Source organism: Hahella sp. CR1, from assembly GCF_029813005.1.
Classification (GTDB): domain Bacteria; phylum Pseudomonadota; class Gammaproteobacteria; order Pseudomonadales; family Oleiphilaceae; genus Hahella.
Genome location: NZ_JAPELK010000003.1, coordinates 153,059 through 167,241 on the forward strand (window position 1 = coordinate 153,059; position 14,183 = coordinate 167,241).

The following is a 14,183-nucleotide window of genomic DNA, read 5'->3' on the forward strand; positions in this document are numbered from 1 at the left end:
TTTATCAAGCGCCGACTGCGATAAAGGCCTTCACCACCGCGTCGATGTCGCTTTCTCTCAGGCCCGCTACATTCAAGCGGCCGCCGCCGACCAGATACACGCCATGTTCCTGACGCAGCATGGCGATTTTCTCATCGCTCAGGCTGGTGACAGAGAACATGCCTTTGTGGCGTTTGAAATAGTCAAAACGATCACTGCCGGTCGCAGCCTGGAACGCCATCGCCAGTTGTTCACGCAGACGTTTGATGCGGGCGTTCATGTCCTGCAGTTCGGTCAACCAGGTCTCTTTCAACTGCGGGTTATTCAAAATCATGGCGACAATCGCCGCGCCGTGATCTGGCGGCATGGTGTAAGTGGAGCGCGCCATTTCCAGGATGCGTCCCCGGGCCTTCATGGTCTCTTCCATGGTTTTGCCGATAACGATGGCCGCGCCGGTGCGCTCGCGATAGAGGCCAAAGTTTTTCGAGCAGGAGGTGGCGATGATCATTTCTTCCACGCTGTCCGCCAGGATGCGCAAGCCAGCCGCATCTTCCATCAGGCCATCGCCGAAGCCCTGATAGGCGATATCGACAAACGGTAGAAACCCTTTCGAGTTGGTCAGTTCCGCAATGCGTTTCCAGGCGTCCAGGGAAATATCCGCGCCGGTGGGGTTGTGGCAGCAGCCGTGCAGCAACAGCACATCGCTTTCGCCCAACTGCTCAACCTGAGCCAGCATGGCGGCTTCGTCCACCGCTTTGGTTTCGGCGATAAAATACGGGTACTCTTTCACAGTCAGACCCGCCGCTTCCATCACCGGACGGTGATTCACGTAACTGGGCGAGCTGATCCAGACGGTGGCGTCCGGGCGCGCCTGTTTCAGCAGATCCGCCAGCATACGCAACGCGCCGCTGGCGCCAGGCGTCTGCACGCCCGCAGCGCGGCTGTGCAATTTGGTTCCCTGCAACAACAGGTCAACCATCGCTTTGTTGAAGACTTCGTCACCCGCCAGACCGACATAGCTTTTCGATTGCTGCGTGTTCGCCAGCACCAGTTGCGCCTCACGCACGGCGGCCATGATCGGCGTTTGCCCCTCGCTGTTGCGGTATACGCCGATGCCCAGATCGATTTTATTGGGTCGGGGGTCTTCCTTGAATGCAACGCTGATGGACAGGATCGGGTCCTGCTTGGGGGCGCTTAAACGCTCGAACATGTTTTTTACTCCATCTGATAGAGTGATTGACGTTGGAAATTCAGTGATTTTCGGCGCCGCCGCTTAACCTGCTCAGGCTTTCTCCCGGTTCAGCAGTCCGCTGGCGCAAATGACGCCTGAGGTTACCAAGCCCAGTCCCAACAGGGAAGCAAATTCGACGCTTTCCTGTAACATAACCGCCGCCAGCAAAGTGGCGCAAACTGGCGTCATGGAGCCAATGGCGGAGGTAATTTCGGCGCCCAGTCGCGAGATCGCAAAACTGTACAGAAAACCCGCTCCCAGCCCTACTCCAATGCCTTGCACCAGCATCTGCGCCGTTAACTCCATCATAGGCATGTCGCTCCAGGCTAATTCGGGCTGGCTCCATAGCGCCCAGATCAATAGCAGCGCCGCATTCGGCGTCGTCACTACCGCTGCGGCCTCCAAGGGCTTCAAACCGCTCTGACGGACGGAAATCGTAAACACCGCCCACATGGCGCTACAGAATAAGAACAGCACATGGCCGCGCCACAGGTCGCCGGAAGGATTGGATAAGGAGGAATAGAGAAAACAGGAGGCGCCCACCGCCACCGCCAGCAACCCGTATCGACGCCATACCGACAAAGGCTCCTTGAAGATCAGCACCGCCATACCCGTGACGAACAAGGGCGCAGCTCCGGGAATCAATGTGCTGCCGTCCGCCACCGGGGCCCAGCCCATGGCGGCGGCGCTCAACAGAAAGAACGGCAGCCCCGCCCCCAACATGACGCCCAACAGGTACAGTTTGGGCGCCGCCAGAATGCGGTGTCGGCGTTTAATCAGCAAGGGCGTCAGAATAAGACCGGGAATACAGAAGCGAAACAAGGCGAGATCGAAAATCCCCAGGGGCGACAGCGCGCCAAACTTAAGGGAGAGAAAATAGCTGGACCAGATCAACACAGTGAGACAAGCAGCGCCATAACCCAGCAATTTTTGCTTCGAGTCTGACAGGATGGGAGTGACTCGGGTCAGGGACGCCTCAGAGTGAGCGTTAATGGACGCACTGGCGGACATAGGGATGCCTCGTTAGTTGTTTTTCCCATTATCATGGAAATTAAGAGGCGAAAACGGGCAACTTTCACGTTCAAATAGCGCATAATTAGCTCATTAAGCCAAGAAATTATTAATTTGTAGTGATTGGAGCTAATTGCATGCAGAGAGCAAATCTTGACCGGATAGACCGACAGTTATTGGATCTGTTGCAACAGGACGCCCGACTCACTACGGCGCAACTGGCGGATAAAGTCGGTCTTTCCGCCTCGCCTTGCGCCCGACGCGTCAGACACCTGGAGGAAAGCGGACTGATTCAGACCTACCGGGCGCAATTGGACAGAACCAAGCTGGGACTGGGCGTCACCATCTTCGTACATGTCCGTTTAAGCCGGCATACAGAGTCCGTGGTCGCCGACTTCGAAGAAAAGGTGCGTAATATGGACGAGGTCGTGAATTGCCATACCGTATCAGGTCCGTTCGACTACCTGTTGCAAGTGGTCAGCGCAGATCTGCCGGGATACGAACGCTGGGTGCGCCGCCTGCAAAGCCTGCCCGCCGTCAATAACATCGACAGCAGCTTCGCCATCCGCTCCGTGAAAGAGCATGGCCCTCTCCCCATCTACTGAGCGGGGGTCAACGCCGTCCCGCCAACTTGCATTTGGGAACACTTTGGGAGATGACAATAGCCTTCCCACTCCTATCAAAATACATCAACAAATATCCACAACTAATTGTTTTAAAATAAATTAAACAGATAATTACGGCTTATTCCAAACGAAATATCACCTACTCCTTAGGCCATCCAGGGTATTGGAGCAGCCGTCATCTTTTTACACTCTTGTTGTTTCGCTGCAGTGCGCCATGATTTTCATTGTTGGCGGAACTCATCCGTACTGCCGCCCAAACCGCCCGGATATAAGAACAGCAGGAAGGAACTACTATGAACACCTCAACCGTCCCCCCTATCCCGACGCCGCCCTGCGCCGTCGTTCGTAAACCGTGGCGCTCATCCGCCTCCGCTCTGGCGGCTTCCTTCGCACTGACCGCTCTGGCCAGCGCCACCGCCCAGGCGGCGGTCACCGTTTCCGCCGATGGTCCGGGCAACACTTATGAACTCTTCGCCGAAAAGCTCGGCGCTGATCCTGAAACGCCAGACTGTCGCCATACCGGCAGACATATTGCGGAAGAATGGAATGCTGAGCTGAACACGCATGTATTCGCCTTTCTTGCCCATGTGGACGAAGACGACGACCGTTGCATCAACAGCGACCGTCAGCGCACAGAGGTAAAAACAGCATCCTCTTCGCCTGACGAATTAAAAGGAACCCTAGGCGAAACACATACTTACAGATGGAAGTTCAAGCTGGACTCAGGCTTCCAGCCGTCTTATAGCTTCACTCACGTCCACCAAATCAAAGGGGACGGCGGCGGCATGCCGTTGATAACCTTGACCCCTCGCGCCGGCAGCCCCAACAAAATGGAGCTCATTCACAACTCAGACAGCGTCAATCTCGGCAAGGTCAAAATCGTGGACCTGGAGCCCTTTATGGGCGAATGGGTGGAGGTCATCGAAACCTCCCGCTTTGACGACCACGGCACTTACAGCATCCGCATCAAGCGTCTGCGCGATGGCCAGGAGTTGATGTCCTGGAGTTCCAATGACATTGATATGTGGCTCAACGACAAGCCTTTCGTTCGCCCCAAGTGGGGCATTTATCGCAGTCTCAACCACAAGGCGTCTCTGCGGGACGAAAAGGTGCTGTTTAACGATTTCTGCATCGCCGAGGGCGACGACCAATGCTCTGGAGACGGACCCGGCGACGGCGAGCCCGACGTCACAACCATAGAAGCGGAGACTGCCGGGTTGCACGGTCAGGCCAAAATCCTGTCGAAATCCTTTATGTCCGGCGGAAAAGGCCTGGGCTACATCGGTAATGGCGATAACTGGGCGGAGTTCAGAGTCAACGCCAAAAGCGCCGATTACTATCCCATGACACTGCACTTCACTTCGGGCAAAACCCGCACCCTGTACTGGAGCGTCAATGGCGCAGGAGAGGACTCCGCCGCGATGAACTCAGGCGGCTGGAGTCAGGTTAAGGCGTACGAGGACAGCTTGTTCCTCGACGCCGGGGACAACGTCATACGCTTCTACAACACCAGCGCCTGGGCGCCGGACCTGGATAAAATCGAATTCGGCGCGCCCGCCGGAGGCGAGCCTCCCAGCGACGGCGGCTCAACCACAGTGACCAATCTCGCCCAGGGCAAACCGGTTTCCTGCACCGATGCGGAGGACGGCAACGGCTGTAGTCGCGCCGTGGACGGCGATGTGGAGACGCGCTGGTCGGCGAAATATTTTCCCCAAGCGCTGACCGTGGATCTTGGCTCAAAGTCCCAAATCAGCGCGGTTGAATTAGTCGCCTACAAAGATCGCGCGTATCACTATGTGGTGGAAGTCAGCGACGCGGCCGCAGGCCCCTGGACGCAGATCGTGGATCGCAATGACAACGCCACTCCGGGAACCATCGACGCGCCTAACCACGATGAGGTCGATGCCGCGGGGCGCTACTTGCGCATCCGCGTCAACGACGCCAATGTCTATGACGGCGACTGGACCAGCTTGCTGGAGTTCCGCGTATTGGGCGTCTCGCTGTAGCCAGTTAGCCAGCAGCCAGGACGTCACAGTAATGGGACGGCGTGAGCCGTCTCATTTTCCCGTTACTCTGCAAGCCGCTACTCTGCCAGCCATTAGTCTGCCAGCGCCGTCTCATGAGCAGATTCGCTTTCAACAGCATCCATTGAGTTGGCGACCGCCAACGCTTCCCTCACGATCGCAACGATATCTTCCCGCGACGCCAACGCCTGCTCACCGCCACGTCGACGCACTACGACGGCGCCGTCCGCCATTTCCTGCGCGCCGGCGATCAAGACGACAGGCGTTCTACTCCGCCTCAGCAGCTTCATTTTTTTCGCCAGGGAAACATCGTCCAGGTCCATTTCAACGGGGACGCCGTGACGCCTCAACAAATCGCCAACGCTTTCGCAATAGGCGACTGAGTCTTGCCCCACTGAGGCCAGCACCACCGGTTGCGGATGCACCCAGGCCGGCAGCGCCGCCTGATAAGACTCCAGCAGCACGCCAATCCAACGCTCAATGGAGCCATACACCGCCTGATGCAAAATCACCGGCCGGCGCCGTTCGCCAGCGGCGTCGATATAATGCAGGTCAAAGCGCTCCGGCATGTTGAAGTCCAGCTGGATAGTGCCCATCTGCCATTGACGCCCCTGCCCGTCCTTGAGCGCCAGTTCAATCTTGGGACCGTAAAATGCGCCCTCGCCTTCCTGCCGGACAAACTCCGCGCCAGCCGCTTCACAGGCCGCCGCCAGCATGAGTTCGGCGCGCTCCCAATCTTCAGGCGCGCCAAAGTAGTCCCGCTGCGGGCGAGTGGATATGAATACCTGGGGGCGTCCGTATCCGTAATCCGCATACACGCGCTCGGCTCGGCGCAAAAACGCCTGAATCTCGTCGCTGACCTGATCCCAGCGACAGAAAACGTGGGCGTCGTCCTGAGTGAACTGGCGCAGACGCATCAACCCGTTCAAGGCCCCGGAGCGTTCATTGCGGTGCACCGAGCCAAACTCGAACAAACGCAATGGCAGAGACTTGTAACTGCGCACGCCTCGCTTATACAGCAGAATATGCGCTGGACAGGACATGGGCTTCAGCGCATATTCCGGCTCATCGCCAAACCCGGCGCCGACAAACATGTCATCGGCGTATTTCTCCCAATGTCCGGAAGTCTCCCACAGCTCACGCTTCAAAAGCTGCGGCGTGGCCACTTCCTGGAAGCCTTCGGCTTCATAGGCGGCGCGAATATGGTTTTTAACAGTCCGGAACATCCGCCAGCCGCGCGGATGCCAGAACGCCATACCGGGCCCCTGTGGTTCTGAATGGAATAGATCGAGTTCTTCTGCGATATCGCGATGATTTTTCATGGTTCGCCTCCTACGGCTTCGTTTTCAGTACAAGTTCAGGACCCGAAACGAAAACAAGAAGGCGAAAAAAAACCCTCCGGCTCTCGCTCGGAGGGTCCTTTTTCTTCAGACGCGCACTACCCTCCAAGCCAGTTGGTGGTGGTGCGGGTGGTCGAAAAAAGATTGATGAGTTTCATGTGGGCAAACATAGCATCGAAATCAATGCAGCGGCAATCCTAATGAGGAATAATTTTAACGCCCAATGGACGCCCTGCGGCGAAAAACTAAACTTTACTATGCAGTCGTTAGAAATGGAGGTCCGATATGTCACGCACATTTGAGCGTCAAGACGCCCCTTTCCCTTCCGATCGTTCTACTTCCGACCATTCCGATATACCTGCTCCCCCCTTACACACGCCGTTTATGCGCCGTCACATTCGCGCAGCGGCGGATCACCTGCGCAATGACTCCGAGCAATTGCGACAATGTTCTCCCGAACAGCAGCTGTATCATCACTATATCGACGCCGGCGAGCCTCATGGCCCGCCGCTGTATGCAGTAAAAGGCGAACACTGGAACGGGGTCTGCCCGGGATTTCTGGATTTTATCAATCAGTTCACCTTTCGCCCTGAAGATATGGGGTACGCGGAGTGTGGTTACGGCATTCAGCGTCATCGCGACTTCCTGCATCGCCTGATTCTCGCCGAGCATGATCTGCATTCGCTGCTGCAAGGCTTCGCCGGCCGTATTGACGTTGGCTGTCTGGCGATGACGACGCGCATGGCCATGTACGATCTGGCGAAAGTCGCATATCGGCAATTTAAGGCTCGCTGGCCTGAAGCCGCGCCAGTAGCGCTGGTTCCCACACCCAGCTGGGACTATCGAGGGATTTTCAAAGATGTGGGCTTTGAAGTGGTCTATCTGCCCATCCGGCCGCAACATGGCTGGCGGCCCAATTTATCGGAATGGAAAGACATTATCGGCGACCTGCGCGGACTGCAAAGCCGACGCATTGCGCTCGCCGTCAGCAACCCGCAGCATAATCCCACCGGCATGCAGTGGCCGACGGAAGTGACGGAGCACCTGTTACAGGTTTGCGCCGAGGAGTCCGCTTACTTGCTCCTGGATGACGCCTACTTCAACGTGCACGACCCCAGAACGCCAATAGTGAACCACCTGAAAGCGCTCTTGCAGGCTTTTGATCAAAATGGCGGAGACAACACGCTGGTTCGCTCCGGCATGTTTGAGCGCTGGGTCTCCACGCGTCCCTTCGGCAAGCAATTCAGTTGCAACACCATGGGCGTGGCGGCGATCACGACATCTCCCCTGCTACTGCGTCAGCTAGCGCGAGAATCCTGGATCAACCGCTATCACTGCAATACCCACAACGCGGAAGTCATGTGCGCCTGGCTGGCCACCCAGGACGCCGCGGACTGGACGGTAGAAACCGGGCTGCAGTACGCGCGACAGAAAGAACATGTGAAGCAGTTTCTGGTGACGCAACTGGGTTGGCCGCAAGAAGAAATCTGCATCGGCCCCTCCACGTCTTACATGATTTTCGCCGTGCCCGAGGTCTACCAGAAAGAACCCGCCGGCATTGATCGTTTCCGCGACGACCTGTTCTACGCCACCGGCACCATGCTATGCGCGTCGCTGTTCAATCAACAGGCCCCGGCCCCCTATGTGCGGCTTCACCTGGGAAGTCATCCCGATATCATTGATGAGATCTTGAGGCGCTGGAGCACAGGCGGATTGCACTATCGACAGAAAGGCCCATTTGCGGGCCAGGAAGCGCTAAAGACGCCGCTGCCTCAGCAGCGTTTTCGAACGCAGGCTGAAAGCTGAGCGTTAATCTTCCCGCTGCGGCAGGCCTTTAAGCCCCGCCGCGGGAAGAAATCGCTGCTGCGCCGGAATAGCCTGATCCACCGGGATACCAGCGCCGCGGCATTCAAAGTCCGGCGCATAGGCGTAATAGTGGGTGGTCAAATGCAAACGGCTGCCGTCGTTCAGCATGAATTCCTGCTGGGACCAGCATTTGCCGTAGGAAGGCGCCCCCGCAATGGGAACGTCCATATGCGTCTTCAGCGCGCCCGCCATCACTTCGCATGCACTGGCGGTGAGTTCGCTTTGCAGAATGACGCCTGGAGCCGCCGGGTGGTTTGCAGTTTTCTGGCTGTAATACTCATACTTTTCCCCGCTGGCGGCGATCAACTCCGCGACTTTCTTGTCTTCGGGCAGCCAATCGGAAAGTATGTCGATGGTTTCGTATAAGTCGCCGCCCTGACAGTAACGCAGGTCCAGGGTATACCCCTCTTTCAACCTTGCGCTGAGACGATTGAGGGTTGCGCGGGTTGAGCGGGCGTCGATACGGAACAAGGTCAGCGTTTGTTGCTTCGCGTCGACGATCATATCCGGCGCGTTAAAGGGCTCTAAACGCACCTGGCGGGACCAGCTTTCTGACTGGTCAGGCCAACGACCTTCGACAAGGACGATTTCACTATCAGGACTGATTTTACTGGGATTTAGCCAAATGAAAGGACGGTTGACTCCCGCTTGCTCCAATCCGCCGTCCGGCAGCGGGTATATCAAGCGCTGACGACCTAGCGCGAATTCCACTCCGCCCAGTCCGCGCCGCGCTCGCTCGGGGGGAATCACCAGACCATAGGGGTCCAGCAATGGCAGCAGTCGCGCCAAATCCTTGCGCTCCTGCAATAGCAGCGCCTTGGCGGCATCGCTCGCATACCAGTTTTCATTGACGATAGTGTCGAGAGAAGCGGCCGCCGCAGAAGCGCAGGCGGCCGCCAATAACAGGCATGGAAGCGCAGTGCGTCTTCCTGGGATCATTGCAATTGAAGGTCCGCGCGTTCCTGCAGCAACTGATATTCATCCAGCAGACTGTCGCGCTGATTTTCCAGCGAGGCCATGTCCGCCGCCGACATGACTTCACTGCCGACTTCGGCGCGCCCGAGCTTAACCTTCAGGTTATTCATGGCGTACTCCAGTTCGGCGACTTTATCCTGCAGCTCCTGCTTGCTGGATTCCTGCGCACCCACTTTTTGCTTGAGCGCGGACAGGTTATTGGAAGCCTTGTCCAATTGCTTTCTCAGCTTGTTCAACTCTGCGCGCTGAATCTTGAGCGCCGCCGTGCGCTCGGCTTTGGTCATTTCCAGCTCGCGGTTGCCGGCTTCGACTTCCGCGGTCTCTGCGTTAACCTCGCCCAGCTCACGCTCTTTGCCGACCTTACGCGCTTCGTAATCGCCGCCGTACACCCCATACAGGCCTTCAAAAAAGCCGCCTTTGCGGGGATTGTTGTCCGTATTCGGCTGATGCGCGCATCCTCCCAGCAGGAAGGACGCGGCGATCAGGCCGGCAGACAGAGTTCGCAGAGTCATACGCGCTTCTCCTTGTCCGGCCTGAGATTAGATCAGGTTCTGCTGGATAGCCGCCAACTGCTCTTCCTGCACGCGCATGGAGCGGATAGCGTCAGTCAGTGCGACGATTTCTTTCTGCAGCGCGTCTTTTTCAGGCGTCGGCGCAGGGTTTTCAGCCAGCATGGCGTCGAACTTGGTCACCAGGTGCTGATGGTAGTCTTCCAACACTTCGATCTGGCCGGCGTTTTCTGCGGAGACTTTTTGCAGACGCTCATTCTGCTTGGCGTACACCAGCTTTTTGTTCTGGTTGGACACTTTGGTCTTTTTGACTTGAGCGATTTCTTTTTCGATGGACTCGATTTCTTTCTGCAGATTGTTTCTGGTGTCCAGTGCGTACTCGCGCTGTGCGGTGGACTTGGCGATCATCACGTCCAGAGTATCTTCCTGGGAGATGGCTTCTTCACGCTGGTCCTGCACGTGGCTGCCCAGCAGACCGCCCAATAGACCACCCGCCGCTGCGCCGACCAGTGCGCCGCGTCCGCGTTTGTCCTTATCCACCAGAGCGCCAGTCACTGCGCCCAAAGCCGCGCCGGTCACCGCGCCTTCAGTCACGGTTTGGGTGCGCTGGTCGCTGGTGGATTGAGCGGTTTGCTGATCTGCTTTCTGGTCCGCATTCTGCGGCTTGGCGTTTTGCTGCTGGCAACCGGTAGTAGCCAGTGCGCCTGCGAGGATAAGGAGGCTTAATTTCTTCATCGTTACTAATCCTTATAGCTAGTCGTTTAATTCAAGATTGCGTTCAATTGATCTTTCAATTCGTCGTCTCCAGCCTCAGCAGTGGAAATGCATTGGCCGAGATGATCCAGCAGCAGGCGGGTAACAGGCTGATCGGATAGATTTGCGGTTGTCACTCCGTTGTCCTTTAAATGACGGGTAAACTTCTCTGCGCTCAGATTCTGATCGCATGCATTCGCCAAAGCTGTTTTGTATTCCCCTAAACTCTGCGCCGCCTGATCCTGCGCAACATTGAGCTGCGCACGCGTCTTCTGAACATCCTGCTCGTAACGGCTACCAAAACGCTCCCGTAAATCTTCGTTCACTTTGAGGCGTTTTTGCAGAGTGAATGTATTGCTTTCGGCCTTCACCCAACTACTGTAATGCTGATAGAGGAACAGGCTGAGGCTGGGACTGAGGTCCTGCGTCACTGTTCCATTGGCGGGCGCCGGGCCGCCAAGGCCGGTTATTGTAGCGATTGGAGAAGGAATTAGCACTATTACGGCTAAAATTCCCCCAGCCGAACCTAACCCGGCCACTCTCGCCAGACGTTGTCCGAAACGTCCGTCCGGCGCTTTGGCGAACACCTGCCGAATGCCGATGCCCGCCACGAAGCCGCCCAACGCCAGGGTAATAAGATACTGCATGGGTCCGGCAAGATTTGTCCCCAACCGTTTGATGGAGGACAACATATCTCCCACCGAAGAGAGATCCACGGGTGATCCTTCCACCAGGGCCAGCCCGCACACCAGTGCGCTCAAACTCAGCCCGTGCAGCAACAGATATTTGGGGCGGAACGGAATGCAGCCCAGCAATACGCTGAACATCAGGCCGAACACCAGCCCTTTTTCCGCCTGCAGGTAGGAGGCGTGATTGCGTAAAGTGAACAGGATGAAGCCGGTGGACATGGCGGCCCACAGCGAGCCGAAAATAACACGCTCAATCAATGCGCGCTTGTAGCGCCGCTTCTCTTCCCGTTCATCCGCCAGTTGCGCCTCAGCCATCGGCAGCAGATCAAGGATGAATCTGGCCTCGGCGATACTGGTCGGCTCCGCCCGATAGACACGTCCGAACCACTTGACCTGAGAGGCCTCCCGGAAACGTTCAATGGAAACCTGCGCCATAATCTCGGCGGGAGACTGGTGCTTGAGTATCGCTTCCAGGACATGGGCCATGAAGGCCATGCCGGGCATTTTTTCGAACGCGCCAGGCTGGGTGAAAGACCCCATTTCGGCGAACTTCAGCGGAATATTCAACAGCGGATTGGCTTCCACTCTCGGCATCAGCGTCTCGGTTCCGCTCTGCTGCCGCAGTCCTTTCAGAGACGTCAGATACGCGATAACTTCACGCTGCCAATTGTGGGCGTACTGGCGCAGGGTGACGTCTCGTTGCGTCTTGCCCGCCTGCTCCAATAAATTGTGGCGATAGACCCCGGTCAGGGTTTCCAGGTTGCTGCGAGTCAGGTTCTTGGCGCCTTGCCCGAGAAACGCCTGCAGCCCTTCCCGGGTCAGCTCCAGTTCTTTAAATTTGGCCTTGAGACTGGGATTCAGATAACTGATGAACTTGAACAGACGCAGGTTGGGATCGCTGCTTTCCTGGGCGAAGTGACGCACCCGTTGCGCCGCCTCCAGGTTATCCTGTGAGGAAAACCAGTTTTCCAACTGCTTGGCCAACACCTTGTCCACCAGAGGGTTAACGTCCCACTCCGATTGCAGCGCCTTGCCGACTTCCTCCAACGTCATACAATCATGCAGACCAATTCGGAAAGCCCCTTCCGGCACCTTGCCGCGTGCGGACACACGCCGCGCTTTCACCGGCTCCAGGTCCCGATACACAGGAATGTCGTTGTCGCCGGCCAGCCAGCGGCCTATTTGCTCCGTTCCCCAACGCAACTCATTGTTACGGGTCAGCAGGCCTGCGCATAACAAGCGCCAGCGCACGTCGGCGACGCCGCTCACATCAATGTCATGCAGGATCTTATAGTCCACCACCGTTTCGTGGTCGATTTGCTCGAAAACGCCCTTGCCGCGCAGACACTCCATGATGATCATGCCCACCGACCACCAGTCCAGAGCGGCGGACTTGAGACCCGTGCTGGCCTCCGGCGCCGCATAGCGCTCGGTGCGGGAGATCGTGGTGCGGTTGCTTTCAGTATTCATCATGGAGGAAATACCAAAGTCCACCAGACAGATATCCAAAGGCGAGGTGGTCCGCAGCAGGATGTTGTCAGGTTTTAAATCCCGGTGCACGATGGAGTGTTCATGCAGACGGGTCAGTGCGTCATGCAATTGCGCCAGCAGCTTGTGCACCATGGTCAGCGACATGGGGCCGCTGAGAGATTTCAGGTAGGTTTTTAAGGTTCCGGCCTGTACAAATTCCATCACTTCGAAGAAGCGATGGGTGCTCATACAAAACTGAGCTTCTATCAGGTTAACAATATGGTGCTTGCCCTGATTCCCCAACAGATAACGCACCACTTCGTCCTTGGGGCGCATATTCGGGTTGTACAGTTTAAGAATGCAGTCTTCGCCGTTGTCGTGACGGGTGACGATGCCGACGGTGGCTTCCGCGCCGATGGTGGTCAGCCATTCCACCAGATCATAATTCTGCAGAATCGCAGGAGGGATCACCCCCCATGTGGAAGCTTTACCGGTGGCGGTATTGTCTGTGCGTCGCGAGGTGTTTGACGTCACCGCCGTCGCGGGCTGCGGCACCACTTTGGTTTCCGGGGCCGCGTCAGGTTGCGGTTCGGTCCGCTCCTGGGGCTCCGTGCGCAATTGCGGCTCGGTGGGCTCATCCTCCTGCGCAGCGTCTTCCTCGGCGGATCGCGCCTGCGCCAGTTGAGTCGGCTCCATCCCCGGCGCTACTACCGTCGGTTCACAGTCCTGTTGCGGTTGAGTGGGATCCACCACTTCGTCCAAGCTATCCTGTGAAGGGCGAGAATCCTCAGTCACTGCACCACTCCGTCAGACCTCTGAGTAAAACGTACGTCAACGGCCGCTGTTTAAGCGCAAGCCGCATGAACACCAAAACACGATCCCGGGCATGACGACTTGGCGTCTCCCGGGACAGGTCGCACACACCGGATTCAATCATCCAGTCTTTCTATAAGAATAAACGAAAAATTGTCATGCGCTCCGCCAGCTTTGATACGAGCGCTCAGCCAGTCGCCAACCTGCTCTGTGTCGCCGGACATCATGTTGGCCTCAAATTCAGAGGCGGAGACGATGTCCGTCACCCCGTCGGTGCAGATCAGTAATCTGTCAGTGACGCCGAATCGAATCGGGCGGTAGTGGGCGAAGGGAGCATTGTTAACCGGCTCTACCCCCAGGGCGGCGATCAGTTTGTGACCGTCCAGCCCGGTTAATTCAGGTGGGTCATCATCGTCGTATCCGAACACATCGTCAATACTGACCTGACGTAAGTACCCGAATTGCCAATGATAAATACGCGAATCTCCAATATTGAACGCATGCAGCGCGCCCTCTTGCTCGTAGACGCCCGCCAGAGTGGCGCCCAGTCCGTGGGTCTCGGGACGATTATGCATCAGCTCCGCCAGACGGGACTGACATCGGTCCAGTACGCTTTGTAAATCCGGCGCAGCGCTGAGATTGCACGCCGCCAGAGTGGAGCACAGCGTATAGCTGGCTAACGCGCCGCAGGCATGACCGCCAAGACCGTCAGACACGGCCCAGCTTTCCGCTCCTGCGGTTTCAAAATACCGGGTGACGGGCTCCGGCATGGATTGATTAATAACCTGACCGCAGATCAGCACAGTGTCTTCATTGTGCTCTCGTTGCAGTCCGGTATTGGTTTGAAACGTTACCTTTAATTTCACTCTTTGCGATCCCTGACTTTACTATCGAACC

General features: G+C 57.0%; 10 protein-coding genes and 1 pseudogene. 3 read left to right on the top strand and 8 right to left on the bottom strand.

Translation table 11 applies throughout. The annotated features are described in order from the left end of the window. Positions 1–4 precede the first annotated feature (4 nt). Together ONV78_RS08695 and ONV78_RS08700 are read right to left on the bottom strand one after the other, a co-directional pair. Positions 5–1,189 carry an aspartate/tyrosine/aromatic aminotransferase gene (locus ONV78_RS08695; protein WP_279502632.1) on the bottom strand — a complete coding sequence of 395 codons (1,185 nt, stop codon included), beginning with the start codon at positions 1,187–1,189 and terminating at the stop codon, positions 5–7. A gap of 72 nt (positions 1,190–1,261) precedes the next feature. Further along, positions 1,262–2,221 carry a DMT family transporter gene (locus ONV78_RS08700; protein WP_279502634.1) on the bottom strand — a complete coding sequence of 320 codons (960 nt, stop codon included), beginning with the start codon at positions 2,219–2,221 and terminating at the stop codon, positions 1,262–1,264. Between the two features lie 137 nt (positions 2,222–2,358). On the opposite strand from ONV78_RS08700, the gene ONV78_RS08705 reads away from it, so the two are divergent. Both ONV78_RS08705 and ONV78_RS08710 read left to right on the top strand, forming a co-directional pair. Continuing rightward, positions 2,359–2,826: an Lrp/AsnC family transcriptional regulator gene (locus ONV78_RS08705; protein ID WP_279502636.1), complete on the top strand. Its 468-nt coding sequence runs from the start codon at positions 2,359–2,361 to the stop codon at positions 2,824–2,826. 314 nt (positions 2,827–3,140) lie between these two features. Beyond that, complete coding sequence (locus ONV78_RS08710; RefSeq protein WP_279502637.1) at positions 3,141–4,853, top strand: discoidin domain-containing protein; 1,713 nt, start codon at positions 3,141–3,143, stop codon at positions 4,851–4,853. Positions 4,854–4,945: 92 nt separating this feature from the next. Here the strand turns inward: ONV78_RS08710 and thrS are convergent. After that, positions 4,946–6,196, bottom strand: a pseudogene (gene thrS, locus ONV78_RS08715) (threonine--tRNA ligase); the annotation flags it as partial. A gap of 300 nt (positions 6,197–6,496) precedes the next feature. Here thrS and ONV78_RS08720 point away from each other — a divergent pair. Continuing rightward, positions 6,497–8,017, top strand: coding sequence for an aminotransferase class I/II-fold pyridoxal phosphate-dependent enzyme (locus tag ONV78_RS08720; protein WP_279502638.1), 1,521 nt, complete (start codon positions 6,497–6,499; stop codon positions 8,015–8,017). A gap of 3 nt (positions 8,018–8,020) precedes the next feature. Here ONV78_RS08720 and ONV78_RS08725 read toward each other — a convergent pair whose 3' ends face one another. The 5 genes from ONV78_RS08725 to ONV78_RS08745 all read right to left on the bottom strand — a co-directional run bounded on the left by ONV78_RS08725 (position 8,021) and on the right by ONV78_RS08745 (position 14,152). Further along, positions 8,021–9,016, bottom strand: a complete 996-nt coding sequence (locus ONV78_RS08725; protein WP_279502639.1) for a S41 family peptidase — start codon at positions 9,014–9,016, stop codon at positions 8,021–8,023. Beyond that, positions 9,013–9,564, bottom strand: coding sequence for a hypothetical protein (locus ONV78_RS08730; protein WP_216739172.1), 552 nt, complete (start codon positions 9,562–9,564; stop codon positions 9,013–9,015). Before ONV78_RS08730 ends, ONV78_RS08725 begins: the two co-directional genes overlap by 4 nt. A 27-nt stretch (positions 9,565–9,591) precedes the next feature. After that, the gene (locus ONV78_RS08735) at positions 9,592–10,296 is read right to left on the bottom strand and encodes a glycine zipper domain-containing protein (RefSeq protein WP_127971371.1); all 705 of its coding nucleotides are present in this window, start codon (positions 10,294–10,296) and stop codon (positions 9,592–9,594) included. Between the two features lie 26 nt (positions 10,297–10,322). Next, on the bottom strand, positions 10,323–13,268 hold the full coding sequence (locus tag ONV78_RS08740; RefSeq protein WP_279502641.1) for a protein kinase: 2,946 nt from the start codon (positions 13,266–13,268) through the stop codon (positions 10,323–10,325). Between the two features lie 134 nt (positions 13,269–13,402). Beyond that, on the bottom strand, positions 13,403–14,152 hold the full coding sequence (locus ONV78_RS08745; RefSeq protein ID WP_127971375.1) for a protein phosphatase 2C domain-containing protein: 750 nt from the start codon (positions 14,150–14,152) through the stop codon (positions 13,403–13,405). Positions 14,153–14,183: the final 31 nt, after the last annotated feature.